The 13754-nt window shown below is 67.9% G+C and carries 11 protein-coding genes; 3 read left to right on the forward strand and 8 right to left on the reverse strand.

Annotated features, from left to right (window positions below; all coding sequences use genetic code 11):
• Nucleotides 1–61: 61 nt before the first annotated feature.
• Genes WT97_RS03240 through WT97_RS03255 form a run of 4 tightly spaced genes read right to left on the reverse strand, consistent with a single transcriptional unit; the run spans nucleotide 62 to nucleotide 3651 of the window.
• Nucleotides 62–895, reverse strand: a complete 834-nt coding sequence (locus WT97_RS03240) for an amidohydrolase (RefSeq protein WP_060352809.1) — start codon at nucleotides 893–895, stop codon at nucleotides 62–64.
• Entirely contained in the window at nucleotides 895–1722 is an 828-nt protein-coding gene (locus WT97_RS03245; RefSeq protein WP_060352810.1) for an SDR family NAD(P)-dependent oxidoreductase, read from the reverse strand. Before WT97_RS03245 ends, WT97_RS03240 begins: the two co-directional genes overlap by 1 nt.
• A 13-nt stretch (nucleotides 1723–1735) precedes the next feature.
• Complete coding sequence (locus tag WT97_RS03250; protein WP_040129930.1) at nucleotides 1736–2296, reverse strand: carboxymuconolactone decarboxylase family protein; 561 nt, start codon at nucleotides 2294–2296, stop codon at nucleotides 1736–1738.
• Nucleotides 2297–2319: 23 nt separating this feature from the next.
• Nucleotides 2320–3651 (reverse strand): cation:dicarboxylate symporter family transporter, encoded by a 1332-nt coding sequence (locus WT97_RS03255; RefSeq protein WP_059794440.1) that lies wholly within the window; start codon nucleotides 3649–3651, stop codon nucleotides 2320–2322.
• Between the two features lie 274 nt (nucleotides 3652–3925).
• On the opposite strand from WT97_RS03255, the gene WT97_RS03260 reads away from it, so the two are divergent.
• On the forward strand, nucleotides 3926–4870 hold the full coding sequence (locus tag WT97_RS03260) for a LysR family transcriptional regulator (RefSeq protein WP_059794443.1): 945 nt from the start codon (nucleotides 3926–3928) through the stop codon (nucleotides 4868–4870).
• A 40-nt stretch (nucleotides 4871–4910) separates the two neighbouring features.
• Here the strand turns inward: WT97_RS03260 and WT97_RS03265 are convergent, their stop codons facing one another.
• Nucleotides 4911–6728: a methyl-accepting chemotaxis protein gene (locus tag WT97_RS03265; protein WP_059794445.1), complete on the reverse strand. Its 1818-nt coding sequence runs from the start codon at nucleotides 6726–6728 to the stop codon at nucleotides 4911–4913.
• 251 nt (nucleotides 6729–6979) lie between these two features.
• Between WT97_RS03265 and WT97_RS03270 the strand changes: the two genes are divergently transcribed.
• Together WT97_RS03270 and WT97_RS03275 are read left to right on the forward strand one after the other, a co-directional pair.
• On the forward strand, nucleotides 6980–8566 hold the full coding sequence (locus WT97_RS03270) for a methyl-accepting chemotaxis protein (protein WP_060352811.1): 1587 nt from the start codon (nucleotides 6980–6982) through the stop codon (nucleotides 8564–8566).
• A gap of 187 nt (nucleotides 8567–8753) precedes the next feature.
• Entirely contained in the window at nucleotides 8754–10715 is a 1962-nt protein-coding gene (locus WT97_RS03275) for a phosphatase PAP2 family protein (protein ID WP_060352812.1), read from the forward strand.
• Here the strand turns inward: WT97_RS03275 and WT97_RS03280 are convergent.
• Genes WT97_RS03280 through WT97_RS03290 form a run of 3 tightly spaced genes read right to left on the reverse strand, consistent with a single transcriptional unit; the run spans nucleotide 10696 to nucleotide 13746 of the window.
• Complete coding sequence (locus WT97_RS03280; RefSeq protein WP_059506228.1) at nucleotides 10696–10992, reverse strand: hypothetical protein; 297 nt, start codon at nucleotides 10990–10992, stop codon at nucleotides 10696–10698. The genes WT97_RS03275 and WT97_RS03280 overlap by 20 nt on opposite strands.
• Before the next feature lie 55 nt (nucleotides 10993–11047).
• Entirely contained in the window at nucleotides 11048–12571 is a 1524-nt protein-coding gene (locus WT97_RS03285) for a UxaA family hydrolase (RefSeq protein ID WP_059506230.1), read from the reverse strand.
• Nucleotides 12568–13746 carry a D-mannonate oxidoreductase gene (locus WT97_RS03290; protein ID WP_060352813.1) on the reverse strand — a complete coding sequence of 393 codons (1179 nt, stop codon included), beginning with the start codon at nucleotides 13744–13746 and terminating at the stop codon, nucleotides 12568–12570. Before WT97_RS03290 ends, WT97_RS03285 begins: the two co-directional genes overlap by 4 nt.
• Nucleotides 13747–13754 lie beyond the last annotated feature (8 nt).

A 13754-nucleotide genomic window follows, 5' to 3' on the forward strand; every position in this document is an offset into this window, starting at 1 on the left:
CACTGCAGGTCGAATCTGTTTTGTGTTCATTCGCCGCAGGGCATTCGGCTGATGCTTCGGCTTAGCCGTAGAGCCGCAGCGGGTTGTCGGCCAGCACGGCATGAGCGAGCGCGTCGTCGCTGCACACACCGCGGACAAAAGTCAGCAGCGCGAAGTCGTCCGGGGCCGCGCCTTCGATGTTCGGATGCGGCCAGTCCGTTCCCCAGATCGCGCGGTCGGGCGCGGCATCGAGCAATCGGCGCGCGAGCGGCCGCGCATCCGGCCACGCACGTGCATCGCCCGCGAATCGATCCACGCCGGACAGCTTGATCCAGCGATGCGGATTGCCCAGATGGACGATCAACGCGTCGCGTTCGGCGTCGGTCCATGGCGTGTGCAACGACGGGCGCGCCATGTGATCGATCACCATCGGAATGTCGACGCCGGCCCACTCGTCGAGCACCGGCAGCAATTCGGCGAGCCGCCCGTGCAGCAGCACGTGCCAGCCGAGCGCCGCGACCCGCTCGGCGGTGCGCAATAGCTTGTCCGTGTCGCGTTCGCCGGGCAGGTGCCCCATGAAGTTGAACCGGATGCCGCGTACGCCGCCTGCGTGCAGCTCGCGCAGCGAGCCGTCGTCCGTCGTATCGTCGACGAGCGCGACACCGCGGTAGGCGCCGCCGGTCGCTGCGATCGCGGCAAGCAATGCTGCGTGATCGTGCCGATAGCACGCGGCCTGGACGATCACGCCATGCGTGACGCCGAGTCGTTCGTGCAGCGCGAGCAAGCTCGACATCGGCGCGGCCTCCGGCCGGTAGGCGGCGTCTGCCGGCACCGGAAACTGTTCCCACGGTCCGTAGATGTGCGTATGACAATCCCACACGCTGCGGGCCTGGCCGCCTTGCGGAATTTGCGCCATCAGTCGCACCGTGCCGTCATGCCGCCGTCGACGACGATTTCCGTCCCCGTGATGAAGCGCGCTTCGTCGGAAGCCAGGAACAGCGCGGCGTTCGCCGTGTCGCGTCCGTCGCCCATGAAGCCGAGCGGAATGCGCGCGAGCCGGCTCTCCAGCAGCTTGTCGACGTCGCCGCCGGAGCGTTGCCCGGCGAGGCGCGCCTCGACCATCGGCGTATGCAGCTGGCCCGGCACGACCGTGTTGACGCGGATGCCCTTCTTCGCGTATTCGACGGCCACCACCTTCGACAACTGGATCACGCCGGCCTTGCACGCGGCGTACGCGACCTGCGCGGAGCCGGTCCAGCGGATGCCCGAGGTCGACGCCGTGTTGACGATCGCGCCGGCCCCCTGCTGCTCCATGATCGGCAGCACGTGCTTGCAGGTCAGGTACACGCTCTTCAGGTTGAACGCGACCTGCTTGTCCCACGCCTCCTCGGACAACGCAACTGGGCCGCCCGCCGCCGAGCCACCGACGTTGTTGACGAGGATGTCCACGCGCCCGTAAGTTTCGCGGCACGCATCGACCATGGCCGCGACGGCCGCGCTGTCCGTGACGTCGCACGTGTGCGCGATGATCTCTCCGCCAAGCTCGGTCACGCGACGGACTGTCTCGGCCATCGCGTCCATGTTGATGTCGACCGCGAAGATCTTTGCGCCGGCGGCGGCAAACAATGCGGCCACCGCGCGGCCGTTACCCCAGCCGGGCCCGACGCAGCCGGTGCCGGTAACGATCGCGACCTTGCCTTGCAGGCGGCCTGCGCCTGCTTCCGTGATGGATGTGTCGTTCATGATGTGTGCGTATTCAACCGTGTGTTGCGGGAAGTTCGGGTGCCACGCCGGCCGGCGGCGGCACGTTGAAAACCTTGATCGTCATCGAGATGAGCGTGTAGTAGCCGGCAATGCCGACGAGATCCACGACCGCGCCTTCGCCGAGCGTGTCGACGAGCGCCGCATACAGCGCGTCGTCGATTTCATGCCGTTCATGCAGTTGCTTGACGAATGCATGGACGAGCCTTTCGTCGTCGCGGACGAACGGCGGCTCGACGCCGTCGCGAATCGCATCGATCACGTCGATCGAGAGCCCGGCCTCCAGCGCGAACGGCTTGTGTGCGGCCCATTCGTACTCGGCCAGCCAGTGGCGCCCCATCGACAGGATGACCAGCTCGGAGAGCCGCGGCGGCACGCTGCTGTCATACCGGCAGTACTGACCGAGCGCCTGTGCACAGGCGGCAAGCCTCGGACGATGCAGCCAGACGGCGAGCGGGCCGCGCACGCCCTTGCGGGGGCCGCTGGCGATGGCGTCGTACACCTGGCGCTGCTCGTCGGACAATTGCTCGGGCGCGAGCGGGGAAATGCGTTCCATGTATGAAATCACCTCGACAGAATTCAGTTGGCTTCGGCGGCCGCACCGGACCGTTCGGTCCGCGCCTCGGCCTGGGCGGCCGCGGTGCGCGAGCGCAGCATCGAACGTCGTGCCGTGCGCCCGGTTTCGCGGTTGAACGCAGCCGCGTCGAACAACCCTTCCCAGCGGGCGATCGCAAATACCGCCATCGTGTTGCCGACCACGTTCACGAGTGCGGTCGCGGTCGCCATGATCCGGTCGATGCCGAACAGCAGGCCGAGCCCGGCGAGCGGCAACGAGCGGACCGACTGCAGCGTGGCGGCCAGCTTGACGAATGCGCCGCCGGCAACCGTCGTGCCGCCCTTGGACGTCAGGCTCAGAATCGCGAGCAGGCCGAGCTGCTGCCAGAGCGAGAACGGCGTATCGGTCGCCTGTGCGATGAAGCCGATCGCGATCGCCATGTAGATGGCCGTGCCATCGAGATTGAAGCTGTAGCCGGCCGGCAGCACGAACCCGACCACGACCTCGTCGCAGCCGGCGCGCTTCATCTTTTCGACGAGGCGCGGAAACACCACTTCGCTCGAGGCCGTACCGAGCGTCAGCAGAAGCTCGTCGCGAATCAGCCGCATGATCCCGGCGAACGGCAGGCCGATCGACCAGCTGATCGCGCCGAGCACGCCGAACACGAAGATCGCGGACGTCGCGTAGTAGAGAACGATGACCTTGAGCAGGTACAGCAGCGTCACGCCGCCGTAACTGCCGACCGCGGCCGCCATCGCGCCGAACGCACCGAGCGGCGCGAGGCGCATGATGAACGCGAGCATCCGGAACAGCACCTTCTGCGCCTCGTCGATGCCGCGCAGCAGCACCGAATCGGCGCCGACCGATACGTTCAGCGCGAGCCCGGCCAGGATCGATATGATCAGCACCTGCACGATGTCGCCTTTCGCGAACGCATCGACGAGCGTATGCGGAATGAGGCTCAGCAAATACGTGACGACGGAGATCTCGCCGGCGTGCGACGTCGTCTTGAGCGCTTCGGCGCTCTCGGCGATGTTGGCGGCATGGAGGCCCGCTCCCGGCGGGAACACGTTGACCATCACGAAGCCCAGCACCATCGCGACCGTGCTGACCACTTCGAAGTAGACGAGCGATTTCACGCCCATTCGACCCAGCATCCTGAGGTCCTTCACGTGGGCCATGCCCTGCACCAGCGTGCAGAAGATGATCGGCGCGAGCATCATCTTCAACAGCGCGATGAATCCCTGCCCGAACGGCTTCATCGCGATCGCGGTGTTCGGTGCGAGCAGCCCCAGCACGATTGCGCAGGCCAGGCCGATCAATACCTGGACGTGCAGCTTCCTCAAGCTCTTCATCAGTAATCCTTTTTATACCGTGGATGTGACGTTCCGGTCGAACGAAAGCCGGCGGCGACGGCTCAGATGGACGGCGCGACGCGGCGGCGGCTGGACACGGCGATGCCGACGCGAACGGGCGGCGGACTGGCGGGATGAGCTGGGTTCATGATGTCTCCGAAGGCGTTATTGGATTGGTTTGCTATGTGTTGCCAGCATAGATCCGAGCAGACTCTTTGACAAAGACCTTATGGACATGTATTTCTATGCCGTAACGGCATAGCTTCGGATCGACATGGACATTCGAGAACTGCGCAGTTTCATACACGTGGCCCGCGCGGGCAGCTTCAGCCGCGCGGCGGCGGAGCTGTATATCGCGCAACCCGCGCTGAGCCGGCAGATCGCCAAGCTCGAGGAGGAGATCGGCGTCGCGCTGCTGACGCGCTACGGGCGCGGCGTTCGCCTGACCGCCGCCGGCTCGCGGCTCCTCGAGCATGCGGAGATGATTACGCGGATGGTCAGCGAAACCGCGGATCAGGTGCGTGCATCGGCGGATGCCGAGCGCGGCTATCTCGCGGTCGGGCTGCCGCCGACGATCGGCAGGCTGATCGGCACCGATCTCGTTCGCGATTTCCATGCGCGGTGGCCCGGCGTGTCGCTGCATGTCCGCGAAGGGCTCAGCAATTCGCTTCAGGAATGGGTGCTCGACCGGCGCGTCGACCTCGCGGTGGTCTACAACCAGCCGCCGCTCGAGGCGTTCGACATCGTGCCGCTCTTCAGCGAGCCGCTGATCCTCGTCGCACCGCCCGATTCGGTGCTGGCGACCCGGAACATGCAGATTCGCGATCTCGCCAACGTGCCGCTGATCCTGCCCGGGCTGCCGCACAGCAACCGGCGGCTGATCGACCAGGCCGCCGTTCAGCACGGTGTGCGTTTGCGCATCGAGTTCGAAATCGACAGCGTCGCGCTGACCAAGCAGCTCGTGCGCGCGGGCGTCGGCTATTCGCTGCTCACGTATGTCGCGATCCAGGAAGAACTGGCGCGGGGCGAGCTGAAGGCGATCGCGATCGAGCGCCCGGCGATCCGCTCGACGGTATCGATCAGCACGCTGCGCGAGAATCGTCCGTCACGGCTCGTCGACGCGTGGATTCGTCTGCTCAAGGACAAACTGTTCAGCTTCACGCGCGACCAGACCTGGAGCGACCAGGTCGTGTGGCTCGCCGGCGGCGCGGGCGAATAGCCCGCCCGGGACGATTGGGCCGGCCTCGTCGACCGGACCGTCACGCCGGCACGGTGCGCTCCGCGAGCTTGAACTCGCCGACCGTCTGCGCGAGCCGGGCCGCCTGCTCGCGGAGCGACGTCGCGGCAGCCGCCGATTGCTCGACGAGCGCCGCGTTCTGCTGCGTCGTATCGTCGAGCTGCGACACCGCCTGATTCACCTGCTCGAGCCCCGTGCTCTGCTCCTTCGCGGCGACGCTGATTTCGGCGATCACGCTCGTGATGTTGCGCACGCCGTCGACGATTTCGTCCATCGTCGCACCGGCCGTCTGGACGAGCCCGGAGCCGCCCTCGATCTTCTCGACCGACGCGTGGATCAGTTGCTTGATTTCCCGCGCGGCCTGCGCGCTGCGCTGCGCGAGCGCACGCACCTCGCCGGCGACGACCGCGAAGCCGCGGCCATGCTCGTTCGCGCGCGCCGCCTCGACGGCGGCGTTCAACGCGAGAATGTTGGTCTGGAACGCGATGCCGTCGATCACGCCGACGATGTTGGCGATCTCTCCCGATGCCTGCGTGATGTCGTTCATCGTCGAGACGACCTCGCGCACGACCGTGCCACCGCGCAGCGCGACATCCGACGCCGATTCCGCCAGACGGTTCACCTGGCTCGCCGCATCGGCCGAATTGCGGGCCGTGCCCGCGATCTCCTCGAGCGCGGCGGCCGTTTCCTGCAAGCTCGACGCCGCGTGTTCGGTGCGGGCCGACAGATCCTGGTTGCCCTGCGCGATCTCGGCGCTTGCGAGGTTGACGGACGTGCTGAACTCGCGGATCTGCAGCAGAATCGCACTGATCTTCTCGGCGAAGGCGTTGAACGCTCGCGCGATCTGCGCGGCTTCGTCCGCGCCGTCGGCGGGCAGGCGCTTCGTCAGGTCGCCGCTGCCGCTCGATACGTCCGTGAGCGCATCGCGCACCATCAGGATGCGCTTGAAGGCCGCGTTCGTCATCGCGCCGACGAGCGCGGCCGCGACGACGGCGACGATCACGATCGCCAGCAGCGTCGTCGTCGCGACCGCCCGCATGCCGGCCGTCACGTCGCCCTTGTCGAGCGCGAGCACCAGCGACCAGTCGGTGCCGACGATCGGTTGCGCGCGCATCAGCTTGGCGGCGCCGTCGATGTCGACCGCGACGGGCGCGGACGCCGTCTGCAGTGCACCGAGGCGATCGGCATCGAGTTCCGGCGAGAGACCAGTGGCCGGCTTCATGATCAGGTCGGTCCTGGCCGACGCGATCACGCGCCCGCTCTTGTCGACCAGAAACGCGAAGCTCGCCGGGGTCGGGTGAACGGAAGTCACGATCGAGCTCACGTTCTCCATGAACAGGCTGGCTGCCAGCACGCCCTTCACCGCGCCGTCGCGCACCACGGGCACCGCGAACGCCACGGCCGGCTTGCCGCTCGTCGCATCGCGGTAAAGCGCCGTCACGACCAGACGGCCCGCGCCGACGGCCTGCTTGTACCAGGGCCGGGCGGTCGGATCATAGCCGGGTGCGAGCGGCACGTTCGAGAACGCCGTCTTGTCCGGCAGGCCGAGCGTCAGCACCTCGAAGCCGCCCGACTTGCCGAGCAGCTTCAACGCCGGCACCGGATCGCCCTCGCCGATCGCGATCGTGTCCGCGAGCGCCTGGGTTTCGCGCGCCCGGCTCGCCACCCATTCGTCGATCGCGAGTGCGTGGCCGGCGAGGATCGACTTGTGATTCTGGTCGATGGCCTCGTCGTTGTGGGTCTTGACGACGTAATAGACGAGCCCCCCGGTTACGGCCAGCGCCGTCACTACGATGGCGACGCACGTCGCCAGTATCCGGGCGCGAATTGATGACAGCATGATGACTTGGGTCTCCGTTACCGCGTAATTGAACTGGATCGGTGAACAGGCCGATCCTGATCCATTTAACGGCACCGGGGGCGGGAAGTTGAGCGATGCCGGAACGAAGGCGTGATGCGTGCGGCGCGAAGTCCGAATTTTTTCGCTGGTCGGTCACGCGCAAACGATTGCGCGGGCGGCGGTCCTAAATTGTTCATTCACCATTCCGATAATAAGGAAAGCTATTTGATACTCACGACTGGAATTTCCCCATGAACGATCGACGGTTAACGGTTCGCACGAAGCTGATCATCGCCTTCGGACTGCTGACGTGCACGGTTGTGCTCGTCTCCCTCCTCGGCATCGTGTCGCTCGGCAACGCGAACGCGGCATTCGAGCATTACGTCAACGGCACCAACGCCCGCGCCACGCTGGCGGACAAGGTTCGCGTCGCGGTCGACCGGCGCGCGATCGCCGCCCGCAACCAGGTCCTGGCGACCGGGGCGCGCGATGCGGACGTCGAGAAGGAAGCGGCACTGCAGGCCGACCGCGACGTCGGTGCGCTGCTGGGCGAGCTGACGAACGCGGTTCGCGAGGGAAGCGGCGCGTCCGACAAATCGCGCGAACTGGTTCGGCAAATCGTGGCGGTCGAGGCGCAGTACGGCCCCGTGGCGCGCGCCATCGTCGAAGCGGCGGCCAACAACCGGCGCGATCAGGCGATCGCGATGATCAACGAACAGTGCCGCCCGCTGCTGGCCCAACTCGTCGCGGCCACCGACGCATATGCGACGTACGCGCACTTGCGGGCCGCCCAACTGGTGACGGAATCGAACGACCGCTATACCTCGCGACGACTGATGCTGATCGCCATCTGCATCGCGGCGGCGGCCGCGGCGGCCATCTCGGGCGTCTTCATCACCCGCGGCCTGCTGCGCGCGCTGGGCACGGAGCCTGCCGCGCTCAGCGAGATCGCCGGCCATATCGCCGCCGGCAACCTCGGCGCCGAATCCACGACCGGCGCCGCGCCGCCCGGCAGCGTCCTGGCTTCCATGCGCGACATGCAGGCGAACCTGATCCGCCTGATCTCGGAAGTCCGTACCGCATCGGGCAACGTCGCGACAGGCGCCGGCGAAATCGCGTCCGGCAACCAGGACCTGTCCTCCCGCACCGAGCAGCAGGCCGCATCGTTGCAGGAAACCGCGTCGAGCATGGAGCAGCTGACATCCACCGTGCGCCTGAACGCCGACAATGCGCAGCAGGCGAGCGGCCTGGCCAACAACGCATCGGAGGTCGCCCAGCGCGGCAGTGCGGCGGTCGGCCTGATGGTCGACACGATGACGGACATCAGCACGAGCTCCACCAAGATCGCCGAGATCACCGGCATCATCGAAGGCATCGCGTTCCAGACCAACATTCTCGCGCTCAACGCAGCCGTGGAGGCCGCCCGCGCCGGCGAGCAGGGTCGCGGCTTCGCGGTGGTGGCCAGCGAAGTCAGGAGTCTTGCGCAGCGTTCGTCGAGCGCCGCGAAGGAGATTCGCGAGCTGATCTCGCAATCGGTTCGCAAAATCCAGGACGGCTCGCATATCGCGAACAATGCGGGCGAGACGATGAGCGAGGTCACGCATGCGATCTCGCGCGTGACCGACATCATGGGCGAGATCGCCGCGGCATCGAGCGAGCAGAGCCGCGGCATCGAGCAGGTCAATCTGGCCATCACGCAAATGGACGAAGTCACGCAGCAGAATGCGGCACTCGTCGAGCAGGCCGCCGCCGCATCGAAGTCGCTCGAGGAACAGGGCAGCCGGCTTGCCGAGGCCGTATCGCTGTTCCGGCTCGACGCGCGTGCGACCGGCGCGTAGGCCGGCGTCCGCCGCCCCGTATCGGTGACGGGTGCACGCGTTCGCGCACCCGTCATGTTAAGTAGCGGAAATTAACCAGATAGTGGGAATGTCGCGTATCGACGACGACGCGAAACAATTCCGTAACGGCCGCGTAACGATCGCTCACCACAATCCTCCATCTTCGACCATCAGGATGGAGTCTTGCATGTTTGCGTCACGAAGCCGTTTCCCGCTGCACGTCGCGGCATTGTCGAGTGCGATCGTACTGGCTGCCTGCGGCGGCGGCGACGACGTCGCGTCGACCGGCACGATCGCCGCGGCCGTGCCCGCGCCGCCCGCCGACCCCGGCTTCGTCGACAGCGCGCCGATCCCGAGCGCGCCCGCTTTCGTCGACAACGTCGCGACCAACCAGCGTGGCGATGCGCGCTATGCGACGCTGTCGACCAACGCCGCGGTCCGCGTGTTGAGCCGTTTCCTCGATCTCTGGCAACCGTCGACGATGCTGGTCGACGCGGGCGTGTCCGCGCCGGCGAACGGCGCGTTTCCGGCCGTCTCGCCGTCGACCTGCTCCGGGCTGCCGAACAGCGGCGTGCCGTGCGGCACGATCCTGAACGATGCGGTGCTGTCGGCCAACGTGCAGTACGTGATCGACGCGACGACCGCGCGCACGCCGCAACAGGCCGATGCCGCGTACTACGACGACCGGCGCGGCAAGGGATACAGCGTGACCGACGGCATGGGTCCGCTCACCGCCGCGTGGCGCACCGCGGCCCAGCAGACGACCAGCATCACCAGCGTGCCCGCCGATGCGACGACCGTGCTGTACAACGACGCCGGCAACAACGTCGGCGTCGGCAGCAGCGGCGGCAACGCCAGCTTCGGCAAGGTCGTCGACCTGCTCAACGAAATGGGCAACAACGCGTCGACCGAACCGTCCAAGCGCTTCTTCAAATACGCGCGTCCGTACCGCTGGAGCACGAGCGTGATCGTCGCGCCGACGCTCGTGCCGGCCGAAAGCGCGACGCCCGCGACCGACGGCGGCTTCATCAGCGGCCATACGGCCGAGGCGGTGCGCGATGCGACGACGATGGCGTGGCTCGTGCCGGAACGCTTCCAGGAAATGGTCAGCCGCGGCCTCGAGCTCGGCGAGAACCGGATTCTGGCCGGCATGCATTCGCCGCTCGACGTGATCGGCGGCCGCATGCTCGCCCTGGCCGTCAGCGCGGCGAACCTGACCGCGTACGCCGGCGACGCGCAGGCCGCCTACACGCAAGCCCATCAGACGCTGCAGCAACTGACGGGAACGAGCGCCACGACGTTCTCCGCATTCGCGCATTCCGGCACGACGGCCACCGACCGGTTCGCCGACTACACGGCGAACCGCGCCGCGTTCCTGCGCCGCATGACGTTCGGCTTCGGCGCGCTCGAATCGACGAACGCACCGCCGGTCGTACCGAAAGGCGCGGAGATTCTGCTGCAGACGCGTTTTCCGTATCTGAGCGCCGACCAGCGGCGCGTCGTGCTGAAAACGACCGAGCTGCCGTCCGGCTATCCGGTCATGGACGACGCGGAAGGCTGGGGCCGCCTGAACCTGTTCGCCGCGGCCGACGGCTACGGCGCGTTCAACGGCAACGTGATCGTGTCGATGGATGCGTCGCAGGGCGGCTTCAATGCCGCCGACCTGTGGCGCAACGACGTCGCGGGCACCGGCAAGCTGACGCTGCAGGGCAGCGGCACGCTGACGCTGGCGGGCAACAACGGCTACACGGGCGGCACGCAGGTGAGCGGCGGCACGCTGGCAGCCGCGTCGACGACGGCGTTCGGCAAAGGAGACGTGTACGTCGGCCCGGGCGGCAGCGTGCGCATCGCGGCCGCCGCGCCGGTGACGATCGCCGCGCGCTACACGCAGCTCGACAACGCGACGCTCGAACTCGACATCGACGGCAACGGCGGCGGGCGGCTTCGCGTGGGCGGCCCGCTCACCATCGCGGGCGGCACGCTGCACGTGAAGTTCGTGAACGGCTACGCGCCGAAGGCCGGCGACACCATCGCGCTGATCGACGGCGCGGCGGCTGCCGCGAAGTTCTCGACGGTGACGGTCGACGGCTTCAAGGCCACGCCGGTCTACACCGCGACGGGCGTGTCGATCACGCTGTCGGCGGCGTAGCCGGCCGCGAGGATCGATCCTGCAACGGCGCCGCCCACGGGCAAGACCGCGTACCGAAGCGCCGTTGCAGTTCGATGATCGTCGGCAGGTTGAAATCGTGAACATCCGGCGCGGCGCCGCCCTGCCGCCGGCTGACCTCGACACAGAGTTCCAGCGCACGCGCGCGCGTCTCGGCGAGCAGCCGCAGCGCCTCATCGAGCAATCCCTTCTCCAGTTCCGACAGCGAGCCGCCGTGGCCGGTTTCGCCGATCGCCGGCTCGCTCATGCGGGTTTCCATCGCGGCCTCTCCTTCGCTGTCCGATTGCGCACGCGGTCGCACATCGCCTTTCGCGTCACATGACCGCGCCGCGCAGCCACGGCACGAACTCGCGTTCGCCGATACCGTTGTCCTCGCTGCGGGAGCGTCGTCCGGAGGCGACGTCGAGCATCAGCCGAAACAGCCGCGCGCCCGCTTCGTCGACCGTGAGCGAACCGGCGACGATCCCGCCGCTGTCGAAATCCATGTCCGATCGCATCCGCTCGAACAGGCCGGTCGTCGTCGCGATCTTGATCGTCGGCACCGGCTTCGAGCCGAACACCGAACCGCGGCCCGTCGTGAAGCACACGAGATTCGCGCCGCCGGCGATCTGCCCGGTGGCCGACACCGGGTCGTAACCGGGCGTATCCATGAACACGAGCCCGGCTTGCCGCACCGGCTCCGCATAATCGTAGACCGCGCGCAGCGGCGAGCGCCCGCCCTTCGACACCGCGCCGAGCGACTTCTCGAGAATCGTCGTGATGCCGCCGGCGAGGTTGCCGGGCGACGGGTTGTTGTTCATTTCGCCGCCGTGATCGGCAACGTAGCGCTCCCACCACTGCAACCTGCCGCGCAGACGCTCGGCCACGTCGCGCGAGGCCGCCCGCGCGATCAGCAGATGCTCGGCGCCGTAGATCTCGGGCGTCTCGGACAGAATCGCGGTGCCGCCGTTGCGGACCAGCAGGTCGACGGCCGCGCCGAGCGCCGGGTTCGCCGTGATGCCCGAGTAGCCGTCGGACCCGCCGCATTGCAGGCCGACCTTCAGCCGCGACGCCGGCACCGCGCTGCGACGCGCGCCGTCGGCCGCCTCCACCAATTCGCGCACGATCGACACGCCGCGGGCCACGGTATCGCGCACCCCGCCCTCGTCCTGGATGACCAGCGTGCGCACGGTGCCCGGCGCGGCCGCATCGAGCCGTTGCGCGAGCGCCCCGACCTGGTTGACCTCGCACCCGAGGCCGACGAGCAACACGCCGGCGAAGTTCGGGTTCCGTGCATAGCCGACGAGCGTGCGCCGCAGCAGTTCGATGCCGTCCCCGGTTGCCGACATGCCGCAGCCGCTCTGATGGGTGATCGCGACGACGCCGTCGACATGACCGAACGCATCGAGCGCGCCGTGCCGGTATGCATCGGCGATCGCATGACAGACGCTCGCCGAACAGTTGACGCTCGCGATCACGCCGACGTAGTTGCGGGTTCCCACGCTGCCGTCGGGCCGCACGAATCCGTCGAAGGTATCGGCGCGATCGGCCGGAACCTCGTGCGCGTCGCCGGCACGCGCGTCGTCATGCGCATGCCGCTCGGGCATCCCGACGTTGTGCACGTGCACGTGCTCGCCCGCGTCGATGTCTCGCAGCGCGATGCCGATCGGCTGCCCGCATTTGACGATCGCGTCGCCGCGCGCGATCGGCGCCGTGGCGATCTTGTGGCCGGCCGGCACCGCGGCCGCCGGCCGCAACGGCGCGCCGCGCACGTCGATCGGCACGTCCGGCGCCAGTGCGTCGAGTGCGACGGCGACGTTGTCGTCGCCGTGAAGGATCACGATTGCCGGTTGCTTCACGATGCATGTCTCCCTGTCGTTGCGCCGGCCGCCGGATCGCCGGCCGCCGGGCCATGGCGGGCGACGAGTTGCCGCAACCGGGGTTGTTCGGCCGTCAGCGTCAGCGAATCCGCGAGCGCGAGCAACGGCTCGATCCGCCGCGCCACCTTCTCGCGATGGTTGACCGCGATATCGGCGATGCGATGCGCGAGAAACGGATTGAGAAAACGCTCGCGCACGCTGTCGACGTACCGTTCCGCCGTTTCGCGCAAGCCCAGCGCGACGAATACCGGCGCGACTTCATCGCGCCACACCGCCTCGAGGCCGTCGCGCAGCCGCGCATCGTGCATCGCGTCCAGCACGGTTTCCGATGCGTCGCGCCCCGCCGCGAGCCACTGCTCCGCGAGCCAGCTGTGCCCGAGATTGAGGAAGAACAGCTTCAGGCGCTCGTGGCTGCGCAAATCGTCGGTGACGACGATCTGCGCGTGCCGGCACGGCAGCGCCATGCCGGCACGCCGTTCGATCGCCCACAGCGCATAGGGCTCCGCGATCGCGCCGACCGGATGCAGCGGCTCGGACACGATGCGGTCGACGAGCGAGTTGACCCACACGCAACGGTTGCACAGATAGTCGGCGAACGCGTCGGGCAGCCGCCATCGGCGCGCGAGGTCCAGCACGATGTCGCGCAGCGTGTCGCCGTTGTTGGTCACCAATTCGCAAGGCAGGACGGAGATGCCGTCGTCGGGTCGCACCTGCCAGCGCGCATGCAGCAGCGCGAGCAGCTTTGCCGGAAAGCCGCGCGGGGTTTGCTCCGGCCGGTCCAGCAAGTCCGCGGCGTCGCGCGGATCGGCGCGATAGCCTGCGTCGCCGGTGTTCGACACGATGACGCGCACCGTCTCGACCGCGGCACGGCGTATCTCCGCCCAGTCGCGCTCGGCACCCCACGCGCGCTGCACGGCGCGGCATTCGACGACTTCGTCGACGATGCCGCCGCGGTCGCGCCCGCGAATCCGCACCGGATAGCGACCGGTGGCGCGCAGCACGTCGATGCGGGCGCGGCTGGCCGGATTGCCGGTCGTCTGCACGATACCGATGCCGCCCATCGCGTTGCCGTCGTCCAGCGCCTGGGACACGAACAGGTCGACGTGCGCCAGCAGGAAGCGGCTCGTGCCGAACTGCAGGATCGGCGGCGTCATCGCGTGCG

Source organism: Burkholderia sp. MSMB1459WGS (genome assembly GCF_001534535.1).
Taxonomy (GTDB): domain Bacteria; phylum Pseudomonadota; class Gammaproteobacteria; order Burkholderiales; family Burkholderiaceae; genus Burkholderia.

Bases quoted from the DNA above. Each gene is read 5' to 3' on its own strand.
- WT97_RS03275 (WP_060352812.1), top strand. From the start codon at position 8,754: ATGTTTGCGTCACGAAGCCGTTTCCCGCTGCACGTCGCGGCATTGTCG.
- WT97_RS03260 (WP_059794443.1), top strand. From the start codon at position 3,926: ATGGACATTCGAGAACTGCGCAGTTTCATACACGTGGCCCGCGCGGGC.
- WT97_RS03240 (WP_060352809.1), bottom strand. From the start codon at position 895: ATGGCGCAAATTCCGCAAGGCGGCCAGGCCCGCAGCGTGTGGGATTGT.
- WT97_RS03280 (WP_059506228.1), bottom strand. From the start codon at position 10,992: ATGGAAACCCGCATGAGCGAGCCGGCGATCGGCGAAACCGGCCACGGC.
- WT97_RS03290 (WP_060352813.1), bottom strand. From the start codon at position 13,746: ATGACGCCGCCGATCCTGCAGTTCGGCACGAGCCGCTTCCTGCTGGCG.
- WT97_RS03250 (WP_040129930.1), bottom strand. From the start codon at position 2,296: ATGGAACGCATTTCCCCGCTCGCGCCCGAGCAATTGTCCGACGAGCAG.
- WT97_RS03270 (WP_060352811.1), top strand. From the start codon at position 6,980: ATGAACGATCGACGGTTAACGGTTCGCACGAAGCTGATCATCGCCTTC.
- WT97_RS03245 (WP_060352810.1), bottom strand. From the start codon at position 1,722: ATGAACGACACATCCATCACGGAAGCAGGCGCAGGCCGCCTGCAAGGC.
- WT97_RS03265 (WP_059794445.1), bottom strand. From the start codon at position 6,728: ATGCTGTCATCAATTCGCGCCCGGATACTGGCGACGTGCGTCGCCATC.
- WT97_RS03255 (WP_059794440.1), bottom strand. From the start codon at position 3,651: ATGAAGAGCTTGAGGAAGCTGCACGTCCAGGTATTGATCGGCCTGGCC.